This is a genomic window from Microvirga sp. (assembly GCF_014699075.1).
Lineage (GTDB): Bacteria > Pseudomonadota > Alphaproteobacteria > Rhizobiales > Beijerinckiaceae > Microvirga.
This window is the reverse complement of record NZ_JACXAB010000025.1, coordinates 30,333-46,143: the sequence shown is the minus strand read 5'-3', so window position 1 is coordinate 46,143 and position 15,811 is coordinate 30,333. Positions and strand designations below refer to the sequence as shown.

General features: G+C 62.8%; 13 protein-coding genes. 7 read left to right on the top strand and 6 right to left on the bottom strand.

All coding sequences use genetic code 11. The annotated features are described in order from the left end of the window. Positions 1–5: 5 nt before the first annotated feature. From pstC to IC232_RS22475, 4 genes are all read right to left on the bottom strand, one after another. Positions 6–980: a phosphate ABC transporter permease subunit PstC gene (pstC, locus tag IC232_RS22490; RefSeq protein ID WP_190847190.1), complete on the bottom strand. Its 975-nt coding sequence runs from the start codon at positions 978–980 to the stop codon at positions 6–8. 35 nt (positions 981–1,015) lie between these two features. Further along, the gene (gene pstS, locus IC232_RS22485) at positions 1,016–2,059 is read right to left on the bottom strand and encodes a phosphate ABC transporter substrate-binding protein PstS (RefSeq protein ID WP_190847189.1); all 1,044 of its coding nucleotides are present in this window, start codon (positions 2,057–2,059) and stop codon (positions 1,016–1,018) included. Between the two features lie 178 nt (positions 2,060–2,237). After that, a complete protein-coding gene (locus IC232_RS22480) occupies positions 2,238–3,536 on the bottom strand; it encodes an ATP-binding protein (protein ID WP_190847188.1) in 1,299 nt (432 codons plus the stop codon). 57 nt (positions 3,537–3,593) lie between these two features. Next, positions 3,594–4,658 (bottom strand): lysylphosphatidylglycerol synthase domain-containing protein, encoded by a 1,065-nt coding sequence (locus tag IC232_RS22475; RefSeq protein WP_190847187.1) that lies wholly within the window; start codon positions 4,656–4,658, stop codon positions 3,594–3,596. 264 nt (positions 4,659–4,922) lie between these two features. Between IC232_RS22475 and IC232_RS22470 the strand changes: the two genes are divergently transcribed. The 3 genes from IC232_RS22470 to IC232_RS22460 all read left to right on the top strand — a co-directional run bounded on the left by IC232_RS22470 (position 4,923) and on the right by IC232_RS22460 (position 8,487). After that, a complete protein-coding gene (locus tag IC232_RS22470) occupies positions 4,923–6,314 on the top strand; it encodes a PAS domain-containing protein (protein WP_190847186.1) in 1,392 nt (463 codons plus the stop codon). Between the two features lie 6 nt (positions 6,315–6,320). Continuing rightward, the gene (gene cobU, locus IC232_RS22465; protein ID WP_190847185.1) at positions 6,321–6,866 is read left to right on the top strand and encodes a bifunctional adenosylcobinamide kinase/adenosylcobinamide-phosphate guanylyltransferase; all 546 of its coding nucleotides are present in this window, start codon (positions 6,321–6,323) and stop codon (positions 6,864–6,866) included. Positions 6,867–7,329: 463 nt separating this feature from the next. After that, positions 7,330–8,487, top strand: a complete 1,158-nt coding sequence (locus IC232_RS22460) for a transglycosylase SLT domain-containing protein (RefSeq protein WP_190847184.1) — start codon at positions 7,330–7,332, stop codon at positions 8,485–8,487. Here the strand turns inward: IC232_RS22460 and IC232_RS33120 are convergent. Both IC232_RS33120 and IC232_RS22450 read right to left on the bottom strand, forming a co-directional pair. After that, the gene (locus tag IC232_RS33120) at positions 8,442–9,767 is read right to left on the bottom strand and encodes an MFS transporter (protein WP_190847183.1); all 1,326 of its coding nucleotides are present in this window, start codon (positions 9,765–9,767) and stop codon (positions 8,442–8,444) included. The two genes, IC232_RS22460 and IC232_RS33120, sit on opposite strands and share 46 nt — an antisense overlap. 160 nt (positions 9,768–9,927) lie before the next feature. Next, on the bottom strand, positions 9,928–10,158 hold the full coding sequence (locus IC232_RS22450) for a hypothetical protein (protein WP_190847182.1): 231 nt from the start codon (positions 10,156–10,158) through the stop codon (positions 9,928–9,930). A 189-nt stretch (positions 10,159–10,347) separates the two neighbouring features. On the opposite strand from IC232_RS22450, the gene ggt reads away from it, so the two are divergent. The 4 genes from ggt (at position 10,348) to IC232_RS22430 (ending at position 15,786) form a co-directional block, all read left to right on the top strand. Further along, a complete protein-coding gene (gene ggt / locus IC232_RS22445) occupies positions 10,348–12,102 on the top strand; it encodes a gamma-glutamyltransferase (protein ID WP_190847181.1) in 1,755 nt (584 codons plus the stop codon). A 59-nt stretch (positions 12,103–12,161) separates the two neighbouring features. After that, positions 12,162–13,079 (top strand): dTDP-4-dehydrorhamnose reductase, encoded by a 918-nt coding sequence (rfbD, locus tag IC232_RS22440; protein ID WP_190847180.1) that lies wholly within the window; start codon positions 12,162–12,164, stop codon positions 13,077–13,079. A gap of 73 nt (positions 13,080–13,152) precedes the next feature. Next, positions 13,153–14,343, top strand: coding sequence for an O-succinylhomoserine sulfhydrylase (locus IC232_RS22435; protein ID WP_190847179.1), 1,191 nt, complete (start codon positions 13,153–13,155; stop codon positions 14,341–14,343). Between the two features lie 306 nt (positions 14,344–14,649). Continuing rightward, on the top strand, positions 14,650–15,786 hold the full coding sequence (locus IC232_RS22430; protein ID WP_190847178.1) for a TRAP transporter substrate-binding protein: 1,137 nt from the start codon (positions 14,650–14,652) through the stop codon (positions 15,784–15,786). The last annotated feature ends 25 nt before the right edge of the window (positions 15,787–15,811 follow it).

The following is a 15,811-nucleotide window of genomic DNA, read 5'->3' as shown; positions in this document are numbered from 1 at the left end:
TCTCCTCAACCCACCTTCACCCGTGACACGAGAATCCGGGCGAGCACGAGCACGGTGAACGTGACCAGGAACAGGATGCAGCCCAGCCCCATGAGCGCGTTGAGCTGCAGGCCGATGGCCTCGTTGAATTCGTTGGCAATGCGGGATGCGATGGTGGAGCCCGGATCGAAGAGCGAGCCCGACAGGCGGTTCGCGTTGCCGACCACGAAGGTCACGGCCATGGTCTCGCCGAGTGCGCGGCCCAGGCCGAGCATAACCGCGCCGATGATGCTGACCCCCGCCTGCGGCAGAAGCACGTTGCGCACGACCTCCCAGGTGGTGCAGCCGATGCCGTAGGCACTCTCACGCAGCACGGACGGGATCTGATCGAGAATGTCGCGTGCGATGGAGGCGATGAACGGAATGATCATGATCGCCAGGATGATGCCGGCCGTCAGGATGCCGACGCCGGAGGGCGTGCGGGCATACAGGATGGTGCCGATCATGGGCATTCCCTCGACGATGTTGGAGACGGGGATCTGCACGTAGTTCGCGAACAGAGGCGCGAAAACGAAGAGGCCCCACATGCCGTAGATGATGCTGGGAACGGCTGCCAGAAGCTCGATGGTGGTCGCCACGGGCCGCTTGAGCCAAGGCGGGCAGAGCTGCGTCAGGAAGATCGCGATGCCCAGCGAAAGAGGCACGCCGATCACGAGGGCGATCAGCGCCGTCGTCAGGGTGCCGACAATGGCAACCCATGCGCCGTACTGGTCTTCGTTGACGTTCCAGACGGTTGACGTGATGAAGCCGAAGCCGAACTCACGGAAGGCAGGCATCCCGCCGTAGATCATCGATCCGATGATGCCCAGCAGCACGATCAGCACCAGAAGGGCCGATGCGAGGCTGGCGAGGCGGAAGAGCCGGTCGAAACTTGGTGGAGGGGATCGACGAGCGGGAGCATCCGCGCTCGTAACGAGACGTTCTTGCGAGAGAGCTACCATTCGCCGATCCGCTGTGTTGTTTGATCGAGGTCAGATTACTGCGTGAAGACAGGCTGACCCGAAGCGTTCTTGATCTCGCTCTTCCACGTCGCGCGCACCTGATCCTTCAGCTGGGCGGGAAGCGGCACATAATCGAGCTCAACAGCCATCTTGTCGCCGTTCTTGAACGACCAGTCGAAGAACTTCAAGGCCTCGGCCACCTGCTCGGGCTTTTCCGGATTCTTAGGCACGAGGATGAAGGTCGGAGCCGTGATCGGCCAAGCCTCGTCGCCGGCTTGGTTCGTCAGCGAGATGCCGTAACCGGGAGCCGACTTCCAATCGGCATTGGCAGCGGCAGCCTGGAACGTCTTGGCTTCCGGCGAGACGAACTTGCCGTTCTTGTTTTGAAGTTGAGCGAACGGGATGCTGTTCTGCTTGGCGTAAGCGTATTCCACATAGCCGATCGAATTCGGCACCTGCTTCACGAGAGCGGCGACGCCCTCATTGCCCTTGCCGCCCTGACCCACAGGCCACTGCACCGACGCACCAACGCCCGGTCCGCTCTTCCAGGTCTCGGAGACTTGGGACAGGTAGGTGGTGAACACGCTGGTGGTGCCGGATCCGTCGGAGCGGTAGACCGGGGTGATCGCGGCGTTCGGCAGCGTCACGCCCTGGTTCGCCTGCGCGATCTTGGCATCGTTCCACTTGGAGATCTTGCCGTTGAAGATGTCGGCGAGAACCTCGCCCGTCAGCTTCAGCTGGCCGGCGGCAACGCCCTGAACGTTATAGACGGCGACCACGCCGCCCATGACGGCCGGAAACTGGACGAAGCCGTCCTTCTGGAGTTCTTCGCCCTTCAGGGGAGCATCGGTCGCGCCGAAATCGACTGTCTTGGCCCGGATCTGGCGAATGCCCCCGCTGGAGCCGATCGACTGATAGTTCAGCCGGTTGCTCGTCTCCTTGTTATAGGCCTCGGCCCATTTGGCGTAGATCGGGAACGGGAACGTCGCGCCTGCGCCGGTGATGTCAGCGGCAGAGGCCGTGGTCGTAAAGCCGGCGACGGCAAGGCCAGCCGCAATGGCGAAGGACATGATCTTCAAGGGTCAATCTCCTGTTCATGCAGTGTGACAGGCGGCTTGAAAGCTCTGGACCGTGTCACGCGATGGGACAGCTAGGCCCGACGGATGTCTCCTCTACGACAGTTGGATGACAATTACATGACAGCCCGTCAGGATCCCCTGGGGCGTCTCATTTTCTGGCCTGGGGACAATTGCCCCGTCAGGAGCGGGCCTCGGGCAGCGTCACCGTGAACCGGGCGCCCTGCCCTGGCTCGCTCGCGATGTCGAAATGCCCCCTGTGGCGGTTGACGATGTGCTTGACGATGGCAAGCCCCAGGCCCGTTCCGCCCTTATCGCGGCTCTGGACCACATCGGCCCGATAGAACCGCTCGGTCAGGCGTGGCAGGTGCTCCGGCGCAATGCCAGGGCCGTAATCCTGGACGGTGAAGGTGACATGCGGACCCTGCTCGCCATGGGAGGGGCCAATACTGGCGACCTCCACATCCACCTTGCCGCCGCTCTCGCCATATTTCACCCCATTCTCGATCAGGTTCTCGGCCACGCGCAGAAGCTCGTCGCGGTCGCCGCGCACGAGGATCGGCTGGCTGGGCAGCGCGGCCTGGATGACGACGCCTCTCTCCCGGGCCATGGGCGACAGGGTTTCGACCATCTGGGCTACGATGGCGGCGAGATCGACATTCTGGGTCGGCGAGAGATGGGCCCGCATCTCGATCCGCGACAGGGACAGGAGATCGTCGATCAGGCGCTTCATGCGCTCGGCCTGCCCCTTCATGATGTCGAGGAAGCGCTCCCGGGCCTTCACGTCGTCGCGGGCCGGGCCCTGCAGGGTTTCGATGAAGCCGAGCACCGAGGCCAGCGGAGTGCGCAGCTCATGGCTCGCATTAGCTACGAAATCGGCCCGCATGGCCTCCAGGCGGCGGGCCGAGGTGAGGTCGCGAAAGAACAGGACGACCCCGGACTGGATCCCGGCGCCGGGTGCATCGGCCTGAAGCGGACCGATATGGACCTCGAAAGTGCGCTCGGTGGGAACCCGTTCCGAATATTCCACCTTGAGGGGCTCGCCTCTCTCCAGAACCCTCTGTATGCCGTCCAGCACATCGGGGCTGCGGAGCGCGAAGGACAAAGGGTGCCCGGTCTTCAATCCGCTCAGGAGCCCATAAGCGGCCTTGTTGCCCTCGATGACGACGGCGCGCTGATCCACCAGGATGACCGGATCGGGGATCTGGGCTAGAACCGCCTCGGCGACACTTGATTGCTGGGGCTTGCTGGGCTGCGACCGAACCCCGACCCCGAGACTGCGCTTCGGGCTGGCAACCAGAAATCCGGCGATGATGGCAATGGCAGCCCAGAGCAGAAGCCAGGCATCTCCGCTGCCCCGCACCAGCGCGACGACCACCATGACGAAGCACGTGACAACCGCGGCCCGCAGGGCCGCATCACGCAGGAGCGCAGCGCCCTGGAGCTTAGGTTCCGGCGTCGGATCGTCGGGATCGCTCATCGAACGGAGGGTCTCGGAGGGGTTACACGCCTTCTTTAAGGCAGGTGCCAGCAGGTGTCATCTCCCGCCAAGCTCGGCTCCTGCGGCGACATCATCGTCGTCGGGCTTGAACGAGAGCCGCGCCGCCCGGATCCGGTTGCGGATCTCGTAGCCGCCGAGAAGCGCGAGAGCGATCACGAAGGGAATGAGGTAATAGCACAGGCGGTAGAGGAGCAGCGCTCCGAGAACCGGCTCCCTCGGGTAGCTCGAGAGGGCGAGAAGAATGGTCGCTTCGAAAACGCCGAGACCACCCGGTGCATGGCTCGCCACTCCCAGCATCACGGCGACGATGTAGACTGCCACGAAGGTCTCGAAATTGAGCCCATGCCCGTCCGGCAGGAGGACGAACAGAACGCCCGCGCCGGCGCAGACATCGCCGGCGCCGATCAGGATCTGCGCTAGGGACAGGCGAAAGCCCGGCAGCTCCAGCTTCCAGCCCTGGATCTTCACGGAGCGGCGCTTGAGCGAGACCCAGACCATGTAGACGACGACGAAGACGGCAGCGCCCAATCCTACGAGCTGGTTCATCCAGATATGGGTGTAGACGAGGCTTGCCAGTTCATCGGCCTTGCTGATCAGGCTCCAGGCGAGAACAAGGGCCATGCCGAGCCAGAAGGTCACCCCGGCGATCACGGTGAGGCTTGCCACCCGTCCCGGCTTCACGCCCTTGGGCGAGTAGATCCAGTAGCGGACCGTTCCGGCCGTGAGCAGCGGGAACCCCAGGGTGAAGCTCACCGCGTAACTCGTGAAGGAGGCCAAGGCCGTGGTGCGGTAGGGAATCTGCAGCTTGAGCTGGCGTAACGCGATGGCGTCGTAGCAGGTCAGCAGGCCATAGCTGATGGCGGTGAAGAGCACCGCGAGCCCGATCTGACGCAGGCTGGCCGTCGTGAACGCGGATTTCAGCTCGTTGATGTCGATGTCGGATACGATATGCCAGAGAACGATAAGCGAAGCACCGAACAGGAGAATGCTCGCAGCCATCCCGATCCACGCAAACCGGCGGGAGCGGCGCTCCTTCGGCTGAAGGGCCTCGGCAGATGACATCTCCGGTGGAGACACCGGCTTGGGGCTCATATCATTCATGAAAAACTGTCAATCAGCCTCAGCGTAGGAAGGGTCGCATCGGGTGCGTGGGCTGTCCTGCATCTAGGCGCTGACGGAGGGAACCGCCAGACACGAGGCGGCTTTTTAATGGTTTCACACAATTGGCGCTACTCTTTGTGCCGAGAAAATGCACATGGGATCGGATGTGGGTTGTCAGCCTCGAAAAAGGCCTACAACAATGCTTGCTTAAGCGAAGCCGGTTTGTGAGTGACTTTGGCCAAAAGGGTGGCCCGGGAGTTCTGCGTGGATTTCAAGGATACAGAAACCCAATATGCCATTCTGGCGGAGTCTCTGCCCCAACTCGTCTGGTCATCCCGGCCGGATGGATATGTGGACTATGTCAATCGGCGCTGGCGTGAATATACGGGCCGATCGGGCGAGCTGATCATAGGCGACGGCTGGCAGGAATCCATCCATCCGGATGATCTGGTCCAAACCCAGGACCATTGGAAACGCTCCCTCGAATCCGGACAAGCCTATGAGTGGGAGCACCGGATCAGGAACGCCGCAGGAGACCACGAATGGTTCTTGAGCCGGGCGATTCCGATCCAGGACCTCACCGGCCAGATTACCCGCTGGTTCGGCACAAGCACCAATATCCATGAGCAGAAGAAGAACGAGGAAGCCATCCGGATGCTCGAGAGCCAGTATCGCCTGGCTCTCGAAGCGGCCCATCTCGGAACCTGGCAGATCGATCTCGACAATCGCCAGATCACCTGGGACGAGGAAAGCTGCACCCTCTACCACATCCCTCACAACGGATTGTATAGCCTTTCTCTCGATGAAGCCTTGAACATGATCCATCCTGAGGATCGGGAGGACGCGAAGGCGCGGATTGCCGCCGCCGCCGCTCCGGATTCGGATGGCAAGTACGACAACCACTATCGGGCGCAGCTTCCCGACGGGAGCCTGCGCTGGTTCCGTTCCCATGGCCAGGCCCTTCACGTGCATGACGGCGGCACCCGTCGCGCCGTCAGCCTTTACGGTGTGATCAGCGACATCACGGAGCGCCAAGCCCTCGAAGAGGCCCAGAAGCTTCTAACCAGGGAACTCAATCACCGCGTGAAGAACCTGTTCGCCATCGCAAACGGCATGGTCTCGATGACGGCCCGCACGGCCAAAGACCCCAAGGATATGGCAACCGCTCTGAGAGGTCGGCTCAGCGCCCTGTCGCGGGCCCACGAGCTGGTCCAGCCAGCCTCTATAGCGGAGCCGGGCTCCGGCACCGATGTCGAGCTCTCCCGCTTGATCGAGGCTGTCCTCGAACCCTACAGGCAGTCTGGCCAGAACAAGATCGTGATCGAGGGTCCCGGTGTTGCCGTGGGCTCGAATACGACGACGAGCCTTGCCCTGGTCCTGCATGAGCTTGCCACCAACGCGGCCAAATATGGATGTCTCTCCTGTGCGGAGGGCGACCTCACCATCCGCTGGACGCTCGAGGGCGAGGACGTGGACCTTCTCTGGACCGAATACGGCGGACCATCCATCGAGTCCGCGCCAAGTTTTGAAGGGTTCGGCACGCAGCTGTCCCAGCGAAGCATCGCCGGACAGCTCGGGGGGACCCTTGAGCGGGAGTGGCGGCCGGAGGGCTTGCGTGTTCACATGGTCATCCCCCTCAACCGGCTGAGCGCCTGACCGATCATGCCTTTCTACCGTCGCGTCCTGGTCCTGGGCGGAGCGCGCTCCGGCAAGAGCCGCACCGCCCTGCAGCTTGCCGAACAAGCCTCATCACAGCGGATCTATGTCGCGACCGCGCAAGCCTTCGACGATGAGATGCGCGAACGCATCGCCCTGCACCGTCTGGAGCGCGACCATTCCTGGCAGACGGTGGATGCCCCCTTGGAGCTGTCGCAGGCTATCCAGGCTCAGACAGGCCCTGACAAGGCCGTGCTCGTCGATTGCCTGACCCTCTGGCTTTCCAACATCATGCTCGCCGAGCGCGACCCGTCTCATGAGGCTGATCGGCTGAGCGGCGTGGTCCGGGAGGCCCAAGGCCCTCTCATCCTGGTATCGAACGAAGTGGGTCAGGGCATCGTGCCATCGACCCCTCTCGGGCGCTCCTTCCGCGACGAGCAGGGGCGCCTGAACCAGCGGATTGCGGAAGCATGCGATGCGGTCGTCTTCGTGGCCGCGGGCTGCCCGATCGTCCTGAAGCCGGCCCCGCCTTTGGATCTGCGACTGGCTTGAACAGGGCAGCTTGGACTTCGCCTCACCCCTGAGGGCCTCGATCATGGCCGGCATCGAGGTACCTCCGCAGATCGTAAGACAGCCCGGAAGGGTCGGGCGCCGCTATCCCTGCGAGCGCCTGTTTGCTGAACGCTGCACTCACGCGACCAAAGCTGACTGCCCTGTCCCATGACAACCTGAGCAATTTCCTAGGTGCGGCGGAATGACCCGCAAATCATAGTTAATCTTTGCCTTAAGCGCGTCTTCACGCCGTTATTCTTGAGAAATCAGGAGTTCTTTGAAGATTATCCCCTTTGTCCGGATAGTTGCAAACAGTCAGGTCTGGGAACAAAGTCCAATTCCACCGTTAAGCTGACCCATTCTGGACATATCTGGCACGCACATACTCATCTCACTTGAACGAAGAACAACCGCAAACCTGTCACAACAGTGAAGCGGCGCATTTTTTAGGGGGCTTCTTCATATGCAGATTGCTCTGACGGCGTCTCGCGACGCATGCCAGCAGAAGGCTATTTGCCTCGATTTCGAGCAGCACAGCGGCTTCCGGGGTGCTTGGACGGCTCAGAAGCGGCCTACCCTTCAGGGAGGTCAGACCCTGCTCAACCTGACCAAGATGCTCGGCCTCGGGGCCTGCATGACACTGGCTCTCGGCACCGCCGCCATGCCCCAATCCGCCTCGGCCGCGGAGCAGAAGTCAGCTCTTCCGGCGGCTTTCGATGCCGGCGAGAATGCCATCAAGATTCCGGCTCAGCGCGGGGAGACGTTTGTCATATCGGCAGATAATCCCGCTCAGGCGGACCCATTGGAAGCTATCGTCACGGTGCCGCCCGCTGATGCCAACCAGGCCGACCTGCAGAGGCAGATCATCCTGACCATCCCGTTGACCAATCCGACAACCCGGGCCGGCAGCGAGGATGACAAGCCCGTCTCGCGGGAACTCACGGATTACATGGAATTCGAGGACATGCGCGTGCCGGTGTGGATCGTGGACACGATCCTGCGCGCGTCCCGGATGACCGGTGCCGACCCCGTCTACATGATGGCTCTTGCGGACAAGGAATCGAGCTTCCTGCCCGGCAACAAAGCCTCGACCTCCTCGGCCGTAGGCCTGTTCCAGTTCATCACGAGCACATGGCTCGAAGTCGTGCGCTCCTTCGGGCCTGCTCATGGCCTGGATGCGGAAGCGCAGGCGATCGAGCGGATCGACGGCAAGCTCGCCGTAGCGGACGACACCATGCGCGAGCACATTCTCGGGCTGCGCCGCAATCCTTACATCTCGTCCCTCATGGCGGCCGAGATGATGAAGCGCGACAAGGCGAAGATCGAAACAAGGCTTGGCCGCAAGCTCAACCGTTCCGAATTCTACATGTCCCACTTCTTCGGCGTGGACAGTGCCAGCAAGTTCATCGCCCTGGTGGACGACACGCCCAAGAAGAGCGCGCCCGCCGCCTTCCCGGCCGCGGCGAAGTCGAACAAGTCGCTGTTCTTCACCAAGGACGGCAAGAAGACCCGCCAGCTCAGCGTGGCCGAAGTCTATGGCAAGATCGACGACATGATCGACAAGCGTCTCAACCGCTACGGCGACGTCTCGACCCGCGTGGCCGGAGACCTTCCCTTCTGATCAGGCGCCTCGGCCTCTCCCTCCGGATCGGAGGGGTGAGGCTGAGATTCTGCCGTTCCCGGGTCTGCCCGAGGCGTCAGGCCGGCCGAAGCGGAGCTGGTGGGCGCGATGTCGACAAAGCCGCCTTTGGCAGGCGGTCGCTGCACCCGAATGATCCGCATCACGATGAAGGCGGCAAGGCCCAGTGAAGCCAAGGCCGCGTAGATGAAAAGCCCCTGAGGTCCAAGGACCTCCATGGCCAATGCCCCGAGTAGTGGACCGACGGTGACCCCGGTCGCCCAGGAGAACAGCAGTGTGCCGATGGTGGATACGATCTGCCCCGGATCGACGATATCGCAGGCATGAGCGACGCAGACCGAATAAATGCACAGGGCCAATCCGCCCCAGGCCGCAAACGACCACAGGATCAGCAGATTCGCATTCTGCGTGCTGGCCCAGAGGATCAGGAGCGAGACCAAGCTCGTCCCTAAGGCCAGGCCCGCGATCACGTAGCGTCGATCAGCCTGGTCGGACAACCATCCGAGCGGCCATTGCATCGCGAGACTTCCCGCCTGCAAGGCGAAGAGAAGCGCCGCAGCCTGATCCTGGCCCAACCCGATGCTGACGCCGAACACCGGTGTGATCGCGATGACCGGCCCATTGACGAGGCCGACCACGAAAGCTCCGACCACCGCTGACGGAGCCGTGGCAAACAATTTCCTGACCTCGATGCGCACGCCCTGCGGTGCGCTGGGCTCACTCGTGGTGGTGGCCGCAATGGGGAGCAGCGAGAGCGTGATCAGCGCGCTCACCGCCATGAACAACCCATCCGTGCGGATGTCGCCGAAACTGATCCCGAGAGGGGACAGCATCAGGGCGACCTTGGTGCAGATCATGTAGATGGATAAGATCCGCCCGCGATGGCTCGACGTCGCCCGGGCGCTGATCCACCCGTCAGTGACGGTGAAGATGCAGGCGAGCGTAACGCCCGTCAGTCCGCGCAGCAGCATCCAAGCCAGGGTCGAATGAGCCTGCGTCATCGCCAGGATCAGCACGGACACCACCGCCGCCAGGCTGGCGAAGGCCCTGATGTAGCCGACATGGCGGATGAAGCTCGGCGCAAGGAAGCAGCCCGTCGAGAAGCCCACGCCATAGGCTGCGGCCACGACACCGATGGAAGCCACGGAAATGCCCTCCGCCTGCATGCGCAGCGGCATCAGGGCCTGCAGAAGACCGTTCCCGGCCTGCAAGAGGGTCGTGGCGGCCGTGATGGTCCAGATCAGAGCAAGGGAGGAGTTCACAATCGAATCGACAATGGGAGGCGGCAGGCGCGAAGGTCACCAAGATAGAGAGCAGGTGACGCCCAAGATCAAGAGTCGATCCGGTTCTTGATTGATGGTCTCTGGTCAGCCAGCCGGTCCGGCCAAGGGACCGGACAAGCTTGCTGTTGCGTGCGCGAGCCTACCGGCTCGCGCGGTCCTTCTGGAAGCTGGCGAATAGATAAAATCCGTTGAAACGCACGCCTTCCATGGCGGCCTTCCGATCGAAGCCCAAGGGGGCATCCTGACTTTGCACCCGCCCTTCGAACCGCCAGTTGGGCTCCACGACAAAGGGAGGAACGGTACGCTCCTCCGGGACAGCACAGACGAGGCCGTCCAGTTTCGTACTCTGGAACAGATTATATGCGTACATGTTCTGCTCCTTTTCTTCTCACGACGAATCACATCCTGCCCGCCAACAGTGACAGGAGTGTGATATTGCAGCGCAGCATCAGCAGAATTTCTTCTTTTTCGGTGCCGAATGGAAGTGGCGCAAAGGGATGATCCTTTGTTAGGCTCACCCAACTGACGGAATGAGCCTCACAAACAGGGAGCGTGCCGCATGACCAATCAGAGCAGCCTTCGCCGAAGCTTCATAGGTCTCAGTCTCCTGGCCAGCCTGCCCTTCGCGCCGCTGGCATTGGCTCAAGCGGTCGCGCCTTCTCCTGAGGCTCCCACCGGTCGCACGGCCAAGTCGGTCAGCACTGCGACGAAGGATATGGTCGCCGCGGCCAATCCCCTGGCAGCGCAGGCCGGCCGCGAGATCCTGGCAGCGGGCGGCAGCGCGGTCGATGCCGCCATCGCGGTTCAGCTGGTTCTCAATCTCGTCGAACCGCAGAGTTCCGGCATCGGCGGCGGCGCCTTCATGGTGTTCTGGGACGGCCGCACCATGGCAACTCTTGATGGTCGCGAAACGGCGCCCGTGGCGGCCAAGCCCGAGCGCTTTCTCGGCCCCGACGGCAAGCCGATGAAGTTCTACGATGCCGTGGTGGGTGGCCGCTCCGTCGGCGTGCCGGGAACGCTGCGCCTGCTCGAAATGGCTCATAAGAACTGGGGCAAGCTGAGCTGGCAGCAGGTGATCGAGCCGGCGGCGCGCTTGGCCGAGGAAGGGTTTGCCATCTCGCCGCGTCTCAACGGCCTGCTGACCCAGGAAAAATACCTCCAGAACGATCCGGTGGCACGCGCCTATTTCTATGAACCCGACGGCAAGCCCAAGGCGGTCGGAACCGTGCTGAAGAACCCGGCCTTTGCCAAGACTCTGCGCACCGTCGCCGAGAAGGGAGCGGAGGCCTTCTACACCGGCGAGATCGCCCAGGACATCGTGGCGACCGTGACGGGACATCCGACCAATCCCGGCGATATGACCCTCGACGACCTCAAGGGCTACAAGGTGCAGGAGCGTGAAGCCCTGTGCGGCAGCTATCGCGTCTACAGGATCTGCGGCATGGGCCCGCCGAGTTCCGGCCAAGTCGCCGTGCAGCAGATCATGGGCGTCCTTGAAACCCAGGACATGGCTGCCGTGAAGCCAGGGCCTGATGCGGTGCATTGGTTTGCGGAAGCCGGCCGCTTGGCTTATGCGGACCGCGCTCTCTTCCTGGCCGATCCGGCCTTCGTGAACGTTCCCGTCAAGGGATTGACCGATGCCGGCTACATCAAAAGCCGTGCCGCCCTCGTTGACCCAAACAAGTCCATGAGCAAGGCCAAGCCCGGCGACCCGCCGTTCCAGAAGACCTTCCTCTGGGGACCGTCTGAGGGTATCGAATACGGCACGAGCCACATCTCCATCGTCGACCGCAACGGCAATGCCGTGTCCATGACCACCACCATCGAGGATGGGTTCGGGGCACGGATCATGACGAAGAGCGGGTTCCTGCTCAACAACGAGCTGACGGACTTCTCGTTTGCCACAACGGAGGAGGGCAAGCCGATCGCCAACCGCGTCGAGGCCGGCAAGCGCCCGCGCTCGTCCATGGCGCCGACCATGGTGCTCGACGGAAGCGGCAAGCTCTATGCGGTGGTGGGCTCGCCGGGCGGAAGCCTCATTCCCAACTACGTGGCCAAGACGCTTGTCGGCATCCTGGATTGGAAGCTCGATCCCCAGGTCGCCGCCGATCTGCCCAACATGGGCAGCCGCAACGGACCGACGGAGCTCGAGGCCGGCACCGAGGCGGAAGCCTGGAAGGCGGCGCTCGAGGCCAAGGGCCACGAGGTCAAGCTGATCGACCAGAACTCCGGCATCCATGCCATCGTTGTCACCCCGGCGGGGCTCGTCGGCGGTGCGGACAGTCGCCGCGAAGGTGTTGCCATCGGCAACTGACATGTGCTTGGCAGCGTGTGTCATCACGCTGCTTCCACATCGAAGAGGGTTCGAGTTTCATGCGTATCATCGTCATCGGCAAGGAAGGTCAGGTCGCCCGCTCTCTGGCGGAGCGGGCGCGGGCTCACGGGGCGCAGGCGGTGCTCGTGGGTCGTCCCAAGCTCGACCTTGCCGATCCATCGGGCATCGAGGATGCGCTGGTTGAGACCGGGGGCGACGTCATCGTGAATGCGGCGGCCTACACCGCCGTCGACCAGGCCGAGTCCGCCCCGGAACTGGCCGAGGCCATCAACGGGATCGGCGCCGGTGTCGTGGCCGGCGCAGCGGCGGCGATGAACGTGCCCCTGATCCACATCTCCACGGATTACGTGTTCGACGGCACCGCCGATCATCCGTATCGCGAGGATGACCCTGTCTCTCCTCTAGGCGTCTATGGCGCCTCGAAGCTTTTGGGCGAGGAGGCTGTGGCGGCCGAGGCCGAGAACTACGCGATCCTGCGCACCGCCTGGGTCTACAGCCCCTTCGGCAAGAACTTCGTGAAGACGATGCTGCGCCTCGCCGGCGACCGCGACGAAGTCGGTGTGGTGGCCGACCAGCACGGGTCGCCCACCAGTGCCCTAGACATCGCCGACGGCATCATCGCGGTCGCCCGCAACCTGCTGGAGAAGCCTGAGGACAAGAACCTGCGCGGTGTGTTTCACATGGCAGGCGCAGGCTTCGCCAGCTGGGCGGAGTTTGCCACGGAAATCTTCACCCTGTCGGCTCATCTCGAAGGGCCTTCAGCGAAGGTCAGGCCGATTGCGACATCGGACTATCCTACTCCTGCCAAACGGCCGGCCAACTCCCGGCTCGACTGCACCAGGCTCAAAGAGGTGCATGGCGTGGTGCTGCCGCATTGGCGCTCGTCGCTTGAGCCTTGCGTGAAGCGCCTCATCGAGGAGACCCGCAAAGAATTTCTCCGCGGCAATGTCAGCTGATCGAGCGGCGTCAGACACTTTCCGTCAAAAGAAGACGGTTGTTCTTTATAAAGAACAACAGTAGGATCGCTTGATGACCACGCCCAAAGAGCCCTCCTATCGCCTGGAAACCCGCCTCGTCCACGAAGGCAATCAGCGTACGCCGTTCGGAGAGACATCGGAGGCGTTGTTCCTCACGCAGGGCTTCGTCTACCAGAGCGCAGAGAGCGCCGAGCGGCGCTTCCTCAACGAGGAGCCCGGCTACAGCTACAGCCGCTACTCGAACCCGACCATCGACGCCTTCGAGCAGCGCATTGCCGGTCTCGAAGGCGCCGAAGCGGCCCGCGCGACGGCAAGCGGCATGGCGGCTGTCACGGCCGCCATGGTCGGGCAGGTGCAGGCCGGCGACCATGTGGTGGCGGCGCGCGCGCTGTTCGGTTCGTGCCGCTGGGTGGTGGAGGATTTCCTGCCCCGGTTCGGCGTCGGCTGCACTCTGGTCGATGGTGCGAGCTTAAGCCAGTGGCGGGACGCCGTAAGGCCCGAGACCAAGGCTTTCCTGCTGGAGACGCCGACCAATCCGAGCCTGGAGATCATCGACATCGCGGCCGTTGCCGAGATCGCCCATGCGGCCGGCGCGACGCTCACCGTCGACAATGTGTTCGCGACGCCGCTTTTCCAGAAGCCGCTCGCGCTCGGCGCCGACTGTGTCGTGTACTCGGCCACCAAGCACATCGATGGCCAGGGCCGATGTCTGGGTGGGGTGATCCTCGGCTCCACCGCGTTCATCGAGACCAAGGTGCAGCAGTTCCTGCGCATGACGGGACCGTCGATCTCGCCCTTCAACGCCTGGGTTCTTCTGAAAGGCCTCGAGACGCTTCCCCTGCGCGTCGAAAGGCAGACGGCCACCGCCGGCTCTCTTGCGGATGCGCTCCACGATCATCCGAAGCTGCGGCGCCTCACCTACCCAGGCCGCCCGGACCATCCTCAGGCTGACCTGATCCGGCGCCAGATGAGCGGCGCTTCGACCATGATTGCGCTCGACGTCAAAGGCGGCAAGGACGGCGCGTTCCGGTTCCTGAATGCCCTCAGGCTGATCAGGATCTCCAACAACCTGGGCGACGCCAAGAGCCTCGTCACCCATCCGGCCACCACAACCCATCAGCGCTTCACGCTCGAGCAGCGTGCCGAGATGGGCATCACGGATGGACTGGTTCGCCTGTCGGTGGGACTGGAGCACAAGGACGACCTGCTTGAGGATCTCGCCCGCGCCCTCGACCACGCCTGACCATCACAAGCGCGTGATGCCGATCCGAAGCCTTCTCGGGACAACCGGCTCACGTGAGCGTTGCCCGCTCGGCATCGAGCCGATCCAGCGATGGAGCGGCGGCTCTCCTAAGGTCTTTGTAGAAGAAGATGAGTGCTGAACATCGGCTGGTGAAGTCAAACTCATCTAGGCCAGAGGTCTATACCGCATGCCCGCCCGGACCCCTTGAAGTCATAGGGGAAATGACACACCATCCTCTGCGGAAGAACGCGTTCCAGCATAAGAAAACGCGGTCCCTCACAATGATAACGTTGAAGGGAGGAAGCAGTGAAAAAAGACAAAACACCAGCGTCTCAGACTCCGAGTGCATCCAAGCAGTCTCGCCGTCGGTTCCTGCAAGTCGCCGGCCTGGGAGCTGCAGCAACGGTCGCAGCCCCTCAGGTCTCCAGAGCCCAGACGGCTACCTGGAAATTCCAATCCACCTGGCCGAACCGTGACATCTTCCACGAGTTCTGCAACGACTACGCCAAGCGCATCAACGATATGTCCGGCGGGCGTCTGAAGATCGACGTTCTCGCCTCCGGCGCGGTGGTTCCGGCCTTCCAGCTGCAGGATGCAGTGCACGCCGGCATTCTCGACGGCGGTCATGGCGTGGCAGCCTATTGGTACGGCAAGAACAAAGCCTTCGCCCTGTTCGGCACCGGCCCGTCCTTCGGCTGGAACGCCAATTCCTTCCTGGGCTGGATGAATTATGGCGGCGGCTACGACCTCTACAACGAGCTGCAGCAGCAGATCCTCAAGCTCAACATAGTCGGGTTCCTGTCAGGCCCCATGCCGGCCCAGCCGCTGGGCTGGTTCAAGAGCGAGGTCACCTCGGCCGATGCGTTCAAGGGCCTGAAGTACCGCACCGTGGGATTGGCCGCGGACCTCAACCGCCAGCTCGGCGCAGCCGTCACCATCCTGGCCGGCGGCGAGATCGTGCCGGCGCTGGAGCGCGGCGTCATTGACGGCGCCGAGTTCAACAACCCGTCCTCCGACCTCGTGCTCGGTTTCCCGGACGTGTCGAAGAACCTGATGCTCCAGAGCTACCACCAGTCCGGTGAGACCTTCGAGCTCATCTTCAACAAGGCCAAGTACGATGCGCTCCCGGCGGAGCTGAAAGCCGTCCTCAAATATGCGGCGGAATCCGCCTCGGCCGACATGTCGTGGAAGGCTCTCGACCGCTATTCCAAGGATCTGGAGGCCATTCGCGGCCGCGGCGTCCAGGTGAAGAAGACCCCTGACTCGGTGCTGAAGGTTCAGCTCGAAGCCTGGAACAAGGTCATCGAGGAATTCTCGAAGGATCCGTTCTTCAAGAAGGTGATCGACAGCCAGAAGGCCTGGGTGCAGCGCACTTATGCCTATGAGCGCCTGAACGAGCCCTCACGCGACATGGCCTACGACCACTTCTTCAAGACCACCTGAGGAACGGCCGACTGGCCCATTTTGA